Below are 15,246 nucleotides of genomic sequence, written 5' to 3' on the forward strand. Positions count from 1 at the left end.
AACTCCAGAGTCTTTTCTCGTTGAATGAGTTTTATCAATTTTCTCACCTGCTGGTTTGTAACCATCTAAGTCTCCTAACTTGAAGTCCTAGATGGTATTATCGGCAGCGAGAACCGGTAATTTTGTTTGTCGTTCACCGGGAATTTTCAGTGTCGTTCATCACATAGTTCCGGCTGGCTTCTTTAGAATGGGTGATGGAAGTTCCTATTGCGGCGTAAATCAGCGGGATGTGACATTGACGCGGGATTTCATTTTGGGGAAATATGAGGTTACCAATCAGGAATATTTGGAAGCGCTTCAATGGGCGTATGATTTGGGATATGTCATCGCAACGACTACAATGGTCTTGGATAATTTGGATGGAAGCACCGAGGAACTCCTCGATATTGCCAGTGAATATTGCGAAATTGGATTTGATGGGGCAGGTACATTTTTAGAAAGTGTGATCGGCCAGGTTAGGTGCAGTTATTCCAAAGTCCCGCTGAAGCAGGTTGTTTGGTTTGCTTTTGTATGTGCCCGGTGCTTCTGAGCTGGCAGCGACTGGGATAGAGCATCAGAAGCTGGTTAGCGGGTATGACCAAAATGGGAGAAGCTAAAATACAAAATTGATACCGAATGCTCTGCAAATGAATCCGAGCGGAATTCGCCCTCTTTTTGCCATTGGGCCGAGCAGCGGATTATAGGTGAATGCTCAAGAAATTCGCGGAAACCGGGGGGGAGCCACCCGCGAAACTCGCGCTTGTCCCTAACGAATATGTGCCAACCCAAAAGATCGAAGATTCGATCGAAAGAACCGTCCGGGAATACCAGGAATCCGGCCAACTCCCATCCGCCCTGGAAGACTTCCTGCACCGCCGCCGTCCCCGGATTCGCAAACGGACGCGGGGCCCGATCATCCGCAAGGGCGAAGATATCCTTGCCGGCACTCTTGATGCGGTCCTGAACATGCAGGACACGACCCTGTGCATCCAGGGTCCTCGCGGATCCGGCAAGACCCACACGGCGGCCCACGTTATCCTCGGGCTCCTGCAGGCGGGGAAGCGGGTGGGGATCAGCGCCAAAAGCCACAAATCGATCTGCCATCTGATGGGAAAGGTTGCGGAGTTCGCCCGAGATGAGGGATTCAGCCTATCAGCCACGAAGGTGGGAGGGGACAAAGATGATCCGCTCTTCGACAGAACCGGGATCCAGTATAAATCGAGCATAAAGCAAGCCGTTGGAAAGAAGGCGCTTATCGGCGGCACGGCTTGGGCCTTCAGCATCCCCGACGCCGCGGGTCAGTTTGATTATCTGTTTGTCGATGAAGCCGGACAGGTTTGCATCGCCAACCTCAGGGGCATGATCCCGAGCACCCGCAATGTCCTTCTGCTGGTGGATCAGATGCAGCTCGGCCAGTCGACCTCGGGCGTGCATCCTGGGGAAAGCGGATTGTCCACGCTCGAATACCTCCTTCAAGATCACGCCACAATTCCGGATGACCTGGGGATCTTTCTCGAACAACCTGGAGGCTGCATCCCGACCTGTGCCGGTTTATTTCCGAGGCGGTCTACGATAGGGAGGCTTCAGCCGGAGGAACACACGGCGGCAAGAAGGATCCTGGTTGCCAGATCCGGTTCCGTAAAAGGGCGGATTAAAGAGGCGCCGGCGCGATCGTTGGCGATTACGCGGGAAGCCGGGTTGCTCTTCATTCCGGTGGAGCACGGCAGCAATGTGCAGGGAAGTGATGAAGAAGTTGAGGTCATCCAGCGGCTCGTGAGCAGCCTCCTGAGGCCGGTACATCCGCACGCGGGCAATCATGGAAATTATTGCATCGCCCCACAATTTGAATGATAATAATAGCGCGATCACGAGAGTAATTGGGATCGGGCAAAATTTGATGCATATCGCAGACCGAAGAAAGTCTGAAAATCGTTGAAGGAGATCCATTAATGTCAGAATTAGACCAAGTGCCATTTGACGGAATCGAATTCGCCGACAATCCTGAGCCACGATGCCCATGCGCTCTGCTTCTTGATACCTCTGGCTCAATGAGCGGTGCGAAGATTGCCCAATTGAATGAGGGGCTGCAAATTTTCGCCGAGGAACTGCGCTCTGACGCCATGGCCGCTAAGCGTGTCGAGGTCGCCATTGTCACCTTCGGCCCAGTTCATACCGTTCAAAATTTTGTTACAGCCGATATCTTTCAGCCGCCGTCACTCGTGGCAAGTGGTGACACACCAATGGGAGCTGCCATAATGAATGCAGTTGCGCTGGTTGCCGAGAGGAAGTCAAAGTATAGAGGAAATGGCATAGGCTACTATCGACCCTGGCTATTTTTAATAACGGACGGTGCACCCACAGATGATGTCAGTGCAGCTACGGCGGCCATACGCGAAGGGGAAGCCGCAAAGTCTTTGATGTTCTATGCTGTTGGTGTCGACGGAGCTGACATAAACAGACTGTCGCAGATTGCCATTCGGCAGCCGTTGATGCTTCGCGGGCTGTCATTCCGCGAGATGTTTGTTTGGCTTTCCAACTCCCTTGGTAGCATTTCAAGATCCACGCCGGGTGATGCCGTTCCATTGTCGAACCCAGCTGCCCCTGATGGCTGGGCGGTGGTGGACTAAATTCTATATGTGGAAGGTCGTATCATCTCAGGTTACTGGGGCGTCGCATCTTAAGACAAATCTATCGTGTCAAGATAGGGTGGCATACGAGGCGCTGCCAGGTTGTGCTCTTGTGGCGGCTGTCGCAGATGGTGCGGGCTCGGCTCAAATGGCTGAGCTCGGTGCAGAGATAGCGGCTAATTTTGTCATCGCACATTTGAAACATTCCCTGACAGAAAAACGATCAGACTTTGCTGCCTGTCTTCGGGAAGCTGCAGCTTTGGCACGAGAGGCGATCGCGTTTGAGGCCGGACGGGAAAAAGCGCCTATGCGAAGCTACGCCACGACACTTCTTGCACTTGTTCTAACTCCCGAGGGGGGCGGTGCGTTGCAACTCGGCGATGGTTTGATTGTGGTTAGCGATTGCTGGGACGAGTGGAGTTGGGTGTTTTGGCCACAGCGAGGAGAATACATAAATACTACTCATTTTCTTACGGATGATGATGCAATGGAACGGCTAGAAATTGATATCTTGCCTGGCGCCTTAACCGATGTTGCACTAATGAGCGACGGTCTGGAGCCGTTAGCCCTGCACTATGCAACCAGGGCAATTCATGTTCCGTTTCTGAATGGAATTTTTAGACCCCTATTTAAGGCAAAGGGCAGTGAAGATCTAAGGAAGCTCTCCACATCGTTGCAGAAATTTCTATCTTCTGAAGTGGTCGGGTCTCGAACAGATGACGATTTGTCGTTATTGCTTGCTACTCGCCGGAATGATGACGAGTCCCAATTGTGCGACTAACCTTGACGCGATCTAGAACAGATGTGCGGCTCGAGCAGGAACTCGGTCGGGGAGGCGAAGGAATAGTCTTCACGATTGCACATCAACAACGGCATGTTGCGAAGATATACAACATCCCCCCTGATCAGCGGAGGATTCGTAAATTAGAAGCGATGGCAGAAGCCGCAAACCCAGCTCTTCTGAGAATTGCAGCTTGGCCGGTAGACTTGCTTTCGGATACGAAAGGTATAATCCGTGGATTCTTGATGCCGCGGGTTGTCGCACGGCGAGACGTGCATGAATTGTATAGCCCCAAAAGCAGATCAGATTCATTTCCGCAAGCGGATTTCAAGTTTCTGATTCACGTTGGTGCCAATATCGCAAGAGCATTTGCCATTGTCCACGAGGGTGGTCACGTTCTCGGTGATGTCAACCATGGCAATTTGTTAGTAGGCCCAAATGGGACTGTTGTTCTTATAGACTGCGATTCATTTCAAATCAGTAAGGGTGCTAATGTATTCACTTGCGATGTTGGGGTTCCTCTGTTTACAGCGCCAGAACTTCATGGCCGGGCCCTCAGAAATTTGATCCGCACCCCAAATCACGACCTGTTCGGTCTTGCTGTCCTGTTGTTTCATCTTCTTTATATGGGTCGGCATCCATTTGCTGGGCGGTACACCGGTCCGGGTGATATGGGAATTGAGAGAGCAGTTGCTGAACACCGTTTTGCCTATGGCCCTGATCGCGCCAATCATCGTATGGAACGGCCCCCTGGGACGATTCCCCTCGAAACCCTGGGAACAGTCATTGCCGCGAACTTCGTACGGGCCTTTGGACGATCTGAGAATGCTCGCATGCGACCGGATGCAAGAAGCTGGATATCAGCCCTCGAAGACCTGAAGGCTCGTCTTTTGCAATGCCAGGTAGTGAGCGGGCACCAATATCCTCGAGATCTAAGCTCATGCCCTTGGTGTGATATTGAGGCGCAGACGGCTGTTCGATTGTTTGGACAGCGGATTATTACCCACGATCCTACAGGGAAGATCGATGTCGGGGCGCTATGGCGGGCTATTATGACGGTTCGTGATCCGGGTCCTGACCCGGAGCTTCCATCTGAACGCCCCTGGAAGCCGCCAGCCGGTGTCAATCTGCCAAATACTGCCCTGAAAAGTTTCCGCAAAGCCGCGAGCATTATTCTCGGTGGCTCCGGACTGGTCGCCTGCAATGCTTTGGCGGAGAATGGTGGGTTTTTGGGAGCATTGGCTGCCTTTGTTCTTGCCCTCATTGTGTGGCCGCGGGTGTCGACCGAAAAACGAATGGCAGCCAAACAGGATTTCTCCTCTGCGAGTGCCAATTGGGAACATGCTCTTGGGAGGTGGCGGGATCAGGCGTCCCTGAGCATTTTCTCGGAAAAGAAAAAAAGCTTGGAAAGGGTGCGCGCTGAGCTCAGTGATTTGCCAAGTGAACGTTGTCGGCGCATGGCGATTCTCGAGGCGCAGCGCGAGAACTTTCAGCGCAAGCGATATCTTGATCGTTATCGGATTTCACGGGCCAGAATCCCAGGGATAGGGCCAAGCAGGACCTCCATGCTTGCATCATACGGGATTGAAACGGCGGCGGATGTTGAATATGGGAAGGTCATCCGGATCCCCGGCTTTGGTGAGTCTCTCACGTCTGATCTGATTCGGTGGCGCCGGAGCCATGAAGGGAATTTCCGATTCAATCCGAATGAGCCTGTCGACCCTCGGGACATAAAATCCCTCGACCGGGATGTCGAGGCGCGCCGTCAGAGCTTGCTTGCGATTTTGCGGCAGGGACCAGACGTTTTGAGACGTTTGAGCTTGGAAATCCACAGCTCCCGATTGCGCCTCCTGTCAATTTTGGAAAAGACCTGGGAAGCCTACAAGATTGCGCAAACGCGAAGAGACGCCTTATAGGTGTGAAATCGAGATTCTCCAACATCTATGGAACCTGACAAGAGATATTTGTCAAAATCTTCGTCTTTATGCGAGAATGGGTGCGCGGTCTAGAATGAACGAGGAACGTGCCATTGACCCTCGCAAATTGACCAATTCAACACAGCGGATGAATGGAGAATGTCATTGGAAACAGCCAAGGGCTACATCGCGTTAACTGATCCCGGATGGTATTCCTTCCTCTCAACGCGAGAAAGGCTTGATGAGGTCAATTTTTGGCAGCCTCGCGGAGGACGCAACTTTCGATCATTAAATCGCGGGGAACCTTTTTACTTCAAACTCCGTGCTCCTTACAAGGCTATTGCGGGATTTGGTTTTTTCGAGAGGTTTGAAAGGCTCCCGGCATGGATGGCATGGGAGTGTTTCAAAGAGTCAAATGGCGCTGACAGTTTTGACGCGATGCTTGACCAAATCATCCCACTGCGTGGTGATCAGGGATCGTTGGAGAATGCGGGCGAATTCGAGATAGGTTGCATAATGATTGCCGCCCCCATCTTCTTTGATCAGAAAGACTGGGTTTCCCCACCAAATGATTGGGCAAAAACAGGTATCCAGCAGGGAAAGAGATACGATCTTGGTTCAGGAGAAGGCCGCCGTATTTTTGATGAATGTCTCGCACGGGCCCAAAGCGGGGAGCGATATTGGAACATTGAGACTCCCATTCAGATTGTGGGCTCTGACAAGCCACGATACGGAAGTCCTATATCTATTCGACCACGATATGGGCAAGGTCTGTTCAGTCGGGCGGTAAGGGAGGCCTATGGCGGGGCCTGTGCCGTTACAAGCGAGCATTCCGATCCTGTTCTGGAGGCGGCGCACATTAGACCCTACAGACTTGGTGGTGAGCATCGCGTTGATAATGGCATTTTGCTTCGTCGTGATTTACATCGTCTATACGACCATGGTTATGTGACGATAACCGAAAACTATACATTTCGTGTTGGAGATTGCCTACGAGACGAATTCAAGAATGGTCGGAGTTATTACGGTTTAAATGGATTCCCAATTTTGGTGCCCAGTATGGAAAATTTGCGGCCCCAACGAGAACTACTTGAATGGCATAACACGGAGATCTTCAAGGGGTAGAATTGCCGAATTGCGCTAGGATGGCCTGAAGATCAGCTGAATCGCATGTCATCAATCGATGGACCTAAACGAATCCCCTTCCCCCAGCCCCCCCAACATGTTACATTCCTTCCGGCTAGCTGGTGCATACCGAACAGTGAAAAGACCTCTCATATCCCGGCGTCCAGGGCGTCAAAACCGCAAATCCGCCCGCGAAACCGGGAAAACTGAGCGTTGGGGGACGGCATAAAAGACATGTCACCAACTCAGCCTACCCAAATCCCCCGAGTCGGGGTCTTCGCCACCATCCGCAATCGCCGCGGCGTCGTCACGGCGGTCGAGCCATACGACGGCGATAAAGGCCGCCTCCACCTCGTCCACCTCGAATACAAAGACGATCAATGGCCCCTGGATGAGCGGCTGATCTGGGAATTGGAGCCCAGAGGAGACCTCCTAGAACCCACCGCGCTCCCAAGCATCCAGAAAACCGACCCGATGCCAGGCAACGACTTCGACGCGCTGCTCCGCGCCGCCCGGTGGACCGCGACCTCCCCATACCTTGATCCAGACGGGGAGGGGCCGGTCGAGCGGCTCCCGATCGCCAGCCCATTCCACGGCGCCGTTCAGCTGGAGGATTTCCAGCTCGTCCCGCTCCTGAAAGCCCTGCGCATGCCCCGCGTCAACCTCCTCATCGCCGACGACGTCGGCCTCGGCAAGACGATCGAAGCGGGCCTGATCCTGACGGAACTCCTACTTCGCCGCCGGATTCAACGCGTCCTGATCCTCACGCCGGCTTCACTCAGGCTCCAATGGCGCGAGGCGATGTGGGATAAATTCTCCCTTCTGTTCAACCTCATCGATCGCTCAGAGACTCACAAGCTCCGCAAAAAGCTCGGCATCGACGCCAATCCCTGGCGCTCTTTCAGCCGGATTATCGCCTCGTACCACTATCTCCGGCAGCCGGATGTCCTTGAGCAGTTCAGGTCGGCTTACCAGGCACAAGCCAATTCACCCAGCCCGCATCTCCCATGGGATCTCCTCATCGTCGACGAATGCCATAACCTCATGCCGTCTCCCTTCGGCGACGACAGCGATCTCTGCCAAATGATCCGCCAGATCGCGCCGCACTTTGAACACCGCCTTTTCCTCAGCGCGACGCCCCACAATGGTCACACCCGGTCCTTCACCGGCCTCTTGGAGATCCTCGATCCGGTCCGATTCAGCCAAACCTCCGAGCTGAAACCTGCGGAGAAAGAACGAATCCAGCAGGTCGTAATAAGACGCCTCAAGCGGGAGATCAACGCGCGCACTAAGCCACACAAATTTTGTACAAGAGAAATTCCCCTGGCATTGCCCCTACAACTCTCAAAAGAGGAAATCGCGCTCAGCGATGCTTTCGACAAATTCCGCAAAAGAATAAGACAAGTCATCCACGACGATACAAAGACTCAAAATCGCCAAAGAAGACAATCCGGAACCTTCGCGGTAGAGATCCTCGGCAAGCGGCTCCTCAGTTGCCCTATCTCCTTCGCCGAATCGTGGCGCCGCTGCCAGGAGGGGCTCAAAGAAGACCAACAGGCAACCGACGCCGACATGAAGGCAGCCCAAAAATCCGTTCAACAAGAAACCGGCGATGACCGCGAGGCACAGAAGCGGGAAGACACGGCCGCCGGCACGATAGGCTCCTGGCTAAAAGCCATCAAAAGCGAAACAAAAAACGAAATCGAAGGCATCGATCAAGCCATCAAAAACCTCAATATCGACATCACTGGTAAACCCACCATCGAGCAAGATCCCAAGAACGACGCCCGCTTCGACATTCTCTGCGACATCATCGACACGAAAATCAAAAACAATAAAAAATGGCGCGACGACGAGCGCCTCATCGTTTTCACTGAATACAAAACAACACTCGACTATATCGTCCGCCGCCTACGCAAGAGATACGAAGAAAAACGCATCCTGACCCTCTTCGGCAGCGGGGGAAAGGAAGGCCAAGACGAACTTGAACGCGATCTCGTCAAGCAGGCCTTTAACAATCCCGACCACACGGTCCGCCTCCTCATCGCCACCGACGCCGCGTCAGAGGGGCTCGATCTGCAGCGCACCGCCCGCTACCTTCTGCACTTCGATTGCCCCTGGAATCCCTCCAAGCTCGAACAGCGTAATGGCCGCCTCGACCGCTACGGCCAAACCCGCGATGTCACGGTCCACCACTTTGTCAGCGACCAGGATCACGACCTCCGCTTCCTGGCCCACATCATCCGCAAAGCCGACGAAATACGCGAAGACCTCGGTTCCGCCAACGAGCTCTTCGACGAAGCCGCCCACCGCCGTCTCGTAGAGGGCGAGGACTTCGAAACCGTCAAAGAAGACCTCGACAAGCGCATAAAAGTAGCACAGCAGCGCACAACTCTTGATGCCGACGATACCCCCACAACCGAACAAACGGGCTACCACGCCCCGCGCGATCTCGAAGCGATCGCCGCGGAGCTCGATCTCGATGCCGGCGCCATGAAAGACACCCTCGAGGCCGCCATGGCCATCCGCGCCGGCCGTCCGCAGCTCGAATGCTCCGAGGAGAAGAAAACCTGCAAGATCATCAAACCCGACCTGGCCGGCTGGATCGAGGTTATTGACGACTCGCTCCGCCTCCGCACCGGCACCAGCACCCGCGGCCCCGTCGCCCGGATCGCCTTCTGCCCCGATCCCTTCATCGAAGAGGTCGGCGGACGCCGGATCTTCTCCCCGCGCCCCGACGTGCTCCTCATGCACCTGTCCCACCCGATGCTGCAAAAGGCGCTCAGCTCCCTGACCCGCTGCCGCTATCCCGGCACCGACGCCACCGCCTCCCGCTGGGCGGTTCGCCTCGGCAAGGTCCCCAAGGGGGCGGACGCACTCGTCTTCCTCAGCCTCGAAGAGCTTGCGGTCAACGATCTGCGCGAGACATTCCACCATTGGGTCCGGACGATCGCATTCCCCATCAAGGGCGGATCCCTACAGGCGCGCCTGCCGCACACACCGGCCATCCAGCTCCGCGACGCCACGGCCACGCACGACAAGGCCCACTATGAAACGGCCCGCAGCCTGCTCGACGAGGTCGAGCCGGATCTCAAAAACTTCCTTAAAAAACACGCTGAGAAACTCACTGCGGACCTGAAAAATCAACTCAAGACGGATGGGGAACAGGCGCGCAAGCAGGAGGATGAGCGCTACCGCAGCCGCCAGGGGGAGGTTTCGAGCCTGATTGCCGAGAACACTCTGGCCAAACTCGAAAAAGAGGTCAAAAAATTAAAGCAGGATCGGCAGCAGGGAATGCTGTTCGAGTCAGTCGCCCATCTTGATCAACTCGACCGCTCCATCGTTGATAGGGAAGAGGAGATCAAACGCCGCACCCTGCACTATGAGGAGGTCCGCGCCCAGCTTGAAAAGGAGCGGGAGCGCATCCTGAATTATCTCCTGCCGAAACGCTACGCCATGGAGGGCACGGCGCAGGTCTTTCCCGTGAGTATCGAGATCCGCCTGCCGGGAGGCGTCTCATGAAGCCCGTCGAATTGACCGGCTGGGACCGGCTCCGCCATGGCGGATTGTTACTCGACGCGCAGCGGCAGCGTGAACTGATCACCCATCAACCCCAGCCGCTGCTCTCTTACCATGAGCGCGAGCTCCGCCGGTGGGTAGGGCAGATTCTCGACGACGGCGCCGACATCCCCGATTTCATCACCTTTGTCCTGCAGCGGATCTGCGGATTCACCGACACGACCGGATCTTGGCAGCGGGGGAGTTCCGTATCTAGCGACTGGAGCCGCCCTGACGTCACCGGCGAGATTGTGAAACCACGGCAACTCTGGCGCGGCCACAACGGCGGATGCCTTCCGATCTTCATCGATCGCGAGAAGCGGGTCGGTATCGGCCGCGGACGGAAGGCGGCGAGCCAGGTATTACAGTGGCTGCGCGCCGGTCCTGAGCAGCTTGCCCTGCTCACCAACGGACGCCAATGGCGCCTTATCTTTGCCGGACTCGACTTTGACGCCTGGTGCGAATGGGACATCGATCTCTGGTTCGAAGAGGGCGAGATTTCCGATCAGGTAACAATCCTCCGCACCCTGATCTCGCCAACCCTCTGGAAGCCGGCAGAGAAAGAAACCAACTCGCCGCTTCTCCAGGCTATCCTCGACAGCCGCAAGGGACAGGCGGAGCTTTCACAATTCCTCGGCGAGCGGGTGCGCGAATCGGTCGAAGTCCTCATCCGGGGCCACAGCGAAGCCCTGAAGCGGGATTGTTCCGACGTTGAAACGGCGGATATCTACCGCGCTGCCGTGCGGATGATCATGCGCATGGTCGTGGTCCTCTTCGCCGAGTCCCGCGATCTCTTGCCCCGGGATAACGCCCTCTACTTCGAATCGTACGGCCTGGCCGGATTGCTGGAAGAACTCGAAAAGGTCAACACCCGCGGCGGCAATCGTCTCGCCCGATCCACCAGCGCCTGGCCGCGCGTCCTGGCTCTCTTCCGCCTTGTTTATGACGGATCGCATCACCCCGAGCTGCCGGTCCCATTGTATGGCGGTGAACTCTTTGCCCCCGGAAAAGCTGACGCGCAGAGCGGTCTTTCACGAACTCTCGCCGTCTTTGAAAATGCCTGCTTCGATGATGAATCAATGACCGATCGGAATGTCTATCAGATCCTGGAACATATCACCCGCACCCGGGTGAAGATTCGCCAGGGCCGCAGCAGCACCCTCATCACCGCCCCGGTCGATTTCACCGATCTCTCGAGCGAATACATCGGCATCCTTTACGAAGGCCTGCTCGATTTCGAATTGAAGACAGCCCCACCCAACGACCCGGTCATCTTCCTCGCTATCGGTGATCAACCGGCGCTGCCCCTCTCACGCCTCGAGCAGATGGAGGATAAGGATCTCAAGGATCTCCTCGAGAAAATGAAGGACAAGAGTAGCGCCGATGGCGAATCCGAGGATGAAGAGGCCGAAGAAGCCGCTGATGAAGAGGAGACACCGGAATCAGAAGACGAAGTGGCGGATGAGGAAACTGAAGAAGAGCTGATCGAGGACATAGAGGAGGAGGAACCGGAGGCAGAGGACGAGCGCCACGCCACGCGGACCCGTGCGGAGACATGGGCCCGCCGCGCCGTCATCGCCGGGAAACTTGTCCGCAAACCGCGCGGCACGCTGACCCCTGAAAAGACACTTCTCTTTGAAGATATGATCGGCCGCAAGGCCCGGCAGCTCGTCATTCGCGTCATCCTTCCCGGCGAATGGTTTCTCGTGCGATGGGGCGGAACGCGCAAGGGGGCCGGCACATTTTATACACGCCCCGGACTCGCCGTACCCACCGTGCAACGCACCCTGCGTCCACTAGCTTGGGAAGCCCCCGTCGACACAAAAGGAAAGCCGGATCCCAAAGCCCCCGCCGCCGATTGGACTCCCAAGAAGCCTGAAGAGATCCTCAATCTCAAGGTTTGCGATCCCGCCTGCGGATCAGGAACCTTCCCCGTCGCCGCGCTTCGTTTTCTGACCGACTCGCTTTACAAGTCAGTCCATCATCACAAGCGCATCCGGGAGAAGGGGAACGATTCCGTCGTTTCACTCCTGGGCATCGCCCCGTCATCCACTTCTTCCGAGCTGGCTCTAGGGCAGGAGCAGTTAGGATGCCGCCCCGATGACGAGCGCTTTGAGCTGAGCCTGAAAGCCGTCCTACGCCGACATGTCGTGGAACGCTGCATCTACGGCGTCGATCTAGATCCGCTGGCCGTTGAACTTTGCCGCCTGGCCCTCTGGATCGAAACCATGGACCGCACGCTGCCCTTCTCCTTTCTCGATCACAAGATTAAGCGCGGGAATGCGCTGGTCGGAGCCTGGTTCGATCAATTCCAGCATTACCCCGCCATGGCATGGAAGAATCGCGATGGCGGGGACAAGGGACACACCAATGGCGTTCACTTCAAGAAAGATGAGCGCACCAAAGCGATCAAGGCATTTGTTAAAGATAAACTTCAGGGTGATTTGGCCGCAACAATCATGGCGCAATTGGGCCAAAGGCGTCTCGGCGAAAAGGAGTTCGTAGATCCTGTTCATGTTCACAAAGAAGCCCTGGATATACTCTCGCGCCTGCATGATCTACCCGTGCAAGACAGCGCCGAACGGGCACGGATTTATCGTGAGGAACTTCTGGGCTCCGAAGCATATCGATCGTTAAAGAGTGCCATGAACCGCTGGTGCGCCTGTTGGTTCTGGCCGGCGAATAAATTGGATGACGCCCCCCTGCCATCAACATTGGCTGATCCCTCACAGAGAACGCGGGAGATTGCGGATCGGATGGCGGCGGAGAAGGGATTTTTTCATTGGGAACTCGAATTTCCGGATGTCTTCTTTGAAGAGGGATCCGGATTCGATGCGATGCTGGGGAATCCGCCGTGGGAGAATCTGCAACCCAACCCCGAAGAATATTTCTCCAATTATGACCCTCTATTTCGAACATATGGGAATCTCGTCAAGCGCGAATGCCGAAATAGCATGTACGAAAAGCACCGGGAGATAGAGGTCCGCTGGCTGGATTTCTGTGCCGATTTCAGAAGTTTTTCTCACTGGGTGACTCACGCAGCAAATCCATTTGGAGATCCATCGTCAGACTGTGGCGGAGGCATATTTCCGCTGGGTCATGGCGGAAAGGAAATTCACAACCGCTGGCGGAAAATTAGGGCGAAGTCGAAATCTTACGCGCAATCAAATCACATTTTCAGATATCAAATGGGTCGCATATTCACCTACAAACTCTTCCTCGAACAATGCCACGCCTTGCTTCGCGATGGTGGGCGACTGGGGCAAATCATTCCCTCCGGACTCTACAGCGATGCCTGGTCGAAACCACTTAGGGAGCTTTTCTTGGATCACTGCCGGTGGGAGTGGTTGTTTGGATTTGAGAATCGGGCGAAGCTCTTCGATATCGATAGCCGCTTCAAATTCAACCCGGTGATTATCGAGAAGGGGGGCAAGACCGCGGCCATCCGAACAGCCTTCATGCGCCGTAATCTGGAGGACTGGGAACGGGCAGAGAATTTTGTGACCGATTATTCCCGCGCGCAGGTGGATCAATTTAGCCCGCGATCCAAGGCGATCCTCGAAATTCAATCGGCCCGCGATCTCGAAATCCTCGAGAAAATCTATTCGAATTCTGTATTACTCGGTGATGACGGCCCCGATGGCTGGGGCATTAAGTACAAGCTTGAATTCATGATGAACACCGATGCCCATCTCTTCCCCCCACGCCCGAAGTGGGAGGCGCAGGGCTACCGCCCGGATGAGTACAGCCGTTGGTTGAAGGGGGATTGGCGGCCAATAGGGGAGCTTTGGGCCGAGCTCGGCGTTGATCCCACGAAGCCCGTCCCGGTCGAAATCGAGCTTGAAGACTGGCTTTTCGACACCACCGCCGGCCCCGAGCGCCGCACTGCCGAAGCCCAATTCGTCCACGGCCACCTCCTGAAGCCGGGCGACGTCGCCCGGACGCAGTGGCGGGTGCGTTGTGCGCAACCTCCGTATGATTCGCTCCCAATCCCTCGTGCCGACATCCCCGAAGGCATCATCCTCTCCCGCGAAGCTGATGCCTGGATCCACGAGGATCGCATAGAAGATACAGCGTTGCCGTTGTACGAGGGACGACTCTTTTCAGCATATGATTTCGCGGCAAAAGCGTGGATTTCTGGTTCTGGATTATCAGCACGATGGAATCAGGTCGATTGGTCACATAAGCTTGTAAATCCTCAATATTTGGCCTCACTTGAGGATGTAAACACACATCCGCGAGTAATAACTTCACCAAAGGTATCTTATCGAAACATTGCAAGGAATACAGATACGCGATCGATGATAGCAACTGTCATCTGCGGTGATCCAACCCCGCACATGACTTCAAACTTGGTACTCTTAGAAAGCTCACATGCGTGGGCGCTGTGTGCTTCTTTAAATTCATTTGTCGCTGATTTTGCAGTACGACAACGTTTGACCGGAACACACATAGATCAGCACTTAGCAACTGAGCTTCCGGTCTTGCCAATTAAGTGGAGCCATCATCTTAGTAAATTTGCGCTATCACTTGCAGCAGGAAATCAAAAATTTGCACCTGCGTTATTGAAATGGTCATCATCATTAACCAGCTGGAAGAGTTGTTGGGCTCTCACTCAATCAAATCGATTAGCACACCTATCTAGTCTAGACGCAATTGCCTTTGCAGCGTTCGGATTTAATGATGCAGACGTTCAGCATATTCTAAAGGACTGCGATTCTCCAGTATCATATCATAGTTCAGTTCGGTCGCCAGACCTGTCGGCAAGAGGGTTCTGGCGCATTGACAGAGACAAAATACCTGCGCATCGCCATACAGTTCTATCCATTGTTGCGTTCTATTTTCTTGAACAATTAATTGAATCAAAGGGAGGTGATCTCGAGAGTGGAATTGCTGCCTATTGCAATCAAAATGGAGGCGATGGCTGGCTTTTGCCTGAGACGCTACGCTTATCAGACTATGGCCTCGGTGAAGAACCATGGTCCCAAGATGATCAATCTGTTGCAAAACAACTTGGGCAACGCTTTTATGACTGGCAACTTGTCCAGGGCATAGAAGAATCTTGGGATGAATGCCATCTGCACGCCAGGAATGTTTTGGGCAAATGGAACTATGAGAAGGTTTGTGAAGGAAAGAAGAATGGCACAAAGTCGTTTTGTAAGGTGGCACCAAAGTATAGTCAGTACGGATCAGAATATTTTACATCATTTGGACAGATGAGACTAAATTACGAGAACAAGGATGAGAATTAACAATTGGG

General features: G+C 54.6%; 8 protein-coding genes. All 8 read left to right on the top strand.

The window, feature by feature from the left end; all coding sequences use genetic code 11:
• The first annotated feature begins 187 nt into the window (after positions 1-187).
• The 8 genes from KJ970_12630 to KJ970_12665 all read left to right on the top strand — a co-directional run bounded on the left by KJ970_12630 (position 188) and on the right by KJ970_12665 (position 15,238).
• Entirely contained in the window at positions 188-529 is a 342-nt protein-coding gene (locus KJ970_12630) for a hypothetical protein (GenBank protein MBU2691764.1), read from the top strand.
• Between the two features lie 158 nt (positions 530-687).
• On the top strand, positions 688-1,830 hold the full coding sequence (locus KJ970_12635; GenBank protein MBU2691765.1) for a hypothetical protein: 1,143 nt from the start codon (positions 688-690) through the stop codon (positions 1,828-1,830).
• 98 nt (positions 1,831-1,928) lie between these two features.
• Positions 1,929-2,606 (top strand): VWA domain-containing protein, encoded by a 678-nt coding sequence (locus KJ970_12640; GenBank protein MBU2691766.1) that lies wholly within the window; start codon positions 1,929-1,931, stop codon positions 2,604-2,606.
• Positions 2,584-3,387 carry a protein phosphatase 2C domain-containing protein gene (locus KJ970_12645; GenBank protein MBU2691767.1) on the top strand — a complete coding sequence of 268 codons (804 nt, stop codon included), beginning with the start codon at positions 2,584-2,586 and terminating at the stop codon, positions 3,385-3,387. Before KJ970_12640 ends, KJ970_12645 begins: the two co-directional genes overlap by 23 nt.
• 23 nt (positions 3,388-3,410) lie before the next feature.
• On the top strand, positions 3,411-5,303 hold the full coding sequence (locus KJ970_12650) for a hypothetical protein (GenBank protein ID MBU2691768.1): 1,893 nt from the start codon (positions 3,411-3,413) through the stop codon (positions 5,301-5,303).
• 165 nt (positions 5,304-5,468) lie between these two features.
• Complete coding sequence (locus tag KJ970_12655) at positions 5,469-6,428, top strand: HNH endonuclease (GenBank protein MBU2691769.1); 960 nt, start codon at positions 5,469-5,471, stop codon at positions 6,426-6,428.
• Between the two features lie 234 nt (positions 6,429-6,662).
• Positions 6,663-9,950, top strand: a complete 3,288-nt coding sequence (drmD, locus tag KJ970_12660; GenBank protein ID MBU2691770.1) for a DISARM system SNF2-like helicase DrmD — start codon at positions 6,663-6,665, stop codon at positions 9,948-9,950.
• On the top strand, positions 9,947-15,238 hold the full coding sequence (locus tag KJ970_12665; protein MBU2691771.1) for a hypothetical protein: 5,292 nt from the start codon (positions 9,947-9,949) through the stop codon (positions 15,236-15,238). Before drmD ends, KJ970_12665 begins: the two co-directional genes overlap by 4 nt.
• Positions 15,239-15,246: the final 8 nt, after the last annotated feature.

It is taken from the genome of Candidatus Eisenbacteria bacterium (genome assembly GCA_018831195.1).
Taxonomy (GTDB): Bacteria; Eisenbacteria; RBG-16-71-46; order CAIMUX01; family JAHJDP01; genus JAHJDP01.

Bases quoted from the DNA above. Each gene is read 5' to 3' on its own strand.
- KJ970_12630 (MBU2691764.1), top strand. From the start codon at position 188: ATGGGTGATGGAAGTTCCTATTGCGGCGTAAATCAGCGGGATGTGACA.
- KJ970_12635 (MBU2691765.1), top strand. From the start codon at position 688: ATGCTCAAGAAATTCGCGGAAACCGGGGGGGAGCCACCCGCGAAACTC.
- KJ970_12645 (MBU2691767.1), top strand. From the start codon at position 2,584: ATGGCTGGGCGGTGGTGGACTAAATTCTATATGTGGAAGGTCGTATCA.
- KJ970_12640 (MBU2691766.1), top strand. From the start codon at position 1,929: ATGTCAGAATTAGACCAAGTGCCATTTGACGGAATCGAATTCGCCGAC.
- KJ970_12665 (MBU2691771.1), top strand. From the start codon at position 9,947: ATGAAGCCCGTCGAATTGACCGGCTGGGACCGGCTCCGCCATGGCGGA.
- drmD (MBU2691770.1), top strand. From the start codon at position 6,663: ATGTCACCAACTCAGCCTACCCAAATCCCCCGAGTCGGGGTCTTCGCC.